Below are 1,100 nucleotides of genomic sequence, written 5' to 3' on the forward strand. Positions count from 1 at the left end.
GTGTGTTTGCTGTCTAGCCAGCCAAAGTTTGCTCGACCTCGGTCTTCTGCGTGTCTCACGGTGATCATCAGTGCCTCCAGTGTCCGTGGTTAGGAGAATTTTTTGTTTAGGAAGTTATCTAACGCCGCTTTACCTGCGCCAGAAAAGGCCAGTGAAACACTTGCTGCTAGCAGAGCTAGGCCAAATTCGTAGCCGTTGTTTGCCATAAATAAGCCGTTTTCGAAGTGCACTGAGAAAATCGCCACAACCATAGTGAATGAGAGTGCGACTGCCGCAGGGCGTGTCAGCAAACCAAGTAGAATAAACAAGCCGCCGAAAAATTCTGCGCTACCAGCAAGAAATGCCATCAATACGCCAGGGCCAAGTCCAATTGATGCCATCCATTGTCCTGTGCCTTCCAAGCCGTAGCCGCCAAACCAACCAAACAGTTTCTGAGCGCCGTGCGCCATAAAGATGATGCCGATAGGGATACGTAGTGCCAGTGCGCTGTAACCTGATTGTGATGTCGTGATTTTGTGTAAAAGTGTTTTCATGATGCTGTCCTCGATATGTTTGTTTCAGTGGGAGTGTGTCTGCTCCTGAGCTGTTGAGAACAGTTTAGGCGTGGTTGATGAGGTTATTAATTGGCTTTATTTGACCTTCTCGTTCAATAAATTCGAATTAGTATATTTTAACGTTTTTGCTCAGATGCTTATCTGTAATTTATTGGGAGTAAGATTGGCTAATTTAGCGATTTTAACGACAACTAAGTCGTAAATTTCGATGGATTTGGTATGTGAGAGAAAAGATATTGTTGATCAAAACGCAAAAAAAAGAGCACAGGGGGCTGTGCTCATTGCTTTCACGATTACAAGGGAGAAAGGTGTGTCCAAAGTAGAAGATCAAAGGTTCATCAAACTTTCTAACGACTCCTCGACATTGTTGTAGTGATAGGTCCGAATATTCACGCCATCTGTGGCATTGATTTGAATTTCTGAAATTTCGTTACCTGAGTCACGTTCGATGATCCCAATGGAGTGATCAACGGATTTACTGGTAATAACCTTTTGGTTTCTTAATACAATTACGCAAGTATGTAAGTCCATGCCAATTCCCTTTAG

At 43.5% G+C, this 1,100-nt stretch carries 2 protein-coding genes and 1 pseudogene; all 3 read right to left on the reverse strand.

Features of this window, described 5'->3' with window-relative positions; translation table 11 throughout:
• A pseudogene (locus R7F67_RS24780) lies at window positions 1-68 on the reverse strand (pirin family protein); the annotation flags it as partial.
• 21 nt (window positions 69-89) lie between these two features.
• The gene (locus R7F67_RS24785; protein WP_015312747.1) at window positions 90-533 is read right to left on the reverse strand and encodes a DoxX family protein; all 444 of its coding nucleotides are present in this window, start codon (window positions 531-533) and stop codon (window positions 90-92) included.
• Between the two features lie 348 nt (window positions 534-881).
• Entirely contained in the window at window positions 882-1,085 is a 204-nt protein-coding gene (locus tag R7F67_RS24790) for a hypothetical protein (RefSeq protein ID WP_005464930.1), read from the reverse strand.
• Window positions 1,086-1,100 lie beyond the last annotated feature (15 nt).

It is taken from the genome of Vibrio sp. YT-17 (genome assembly GCF_033337375.1).
Classification (GTDB): Bacteria; Pseudomonadota; Gammaproteobacteria; order Enterobacterales; family Vibrionaceae; genus Vibrio; species Vibrio alginolyticus.

Excerpts from the sequence above, each read along its gene's own strand:
- R7F67_RS24785 (WP_015312747.1), bottom strand. The coding sequence starts at position 533 with ATGAAAACACTTTTACACAAAATCACGACATCACAATCAGGTTACAGC.
- R7F67_RS24790 (WP_005464930.1), bottom strand. The coding sequence starts at position 1,085 with ATGGACTTACATACTTGCGTAATTGTATTAAGAAACCAAAAGGTTATT.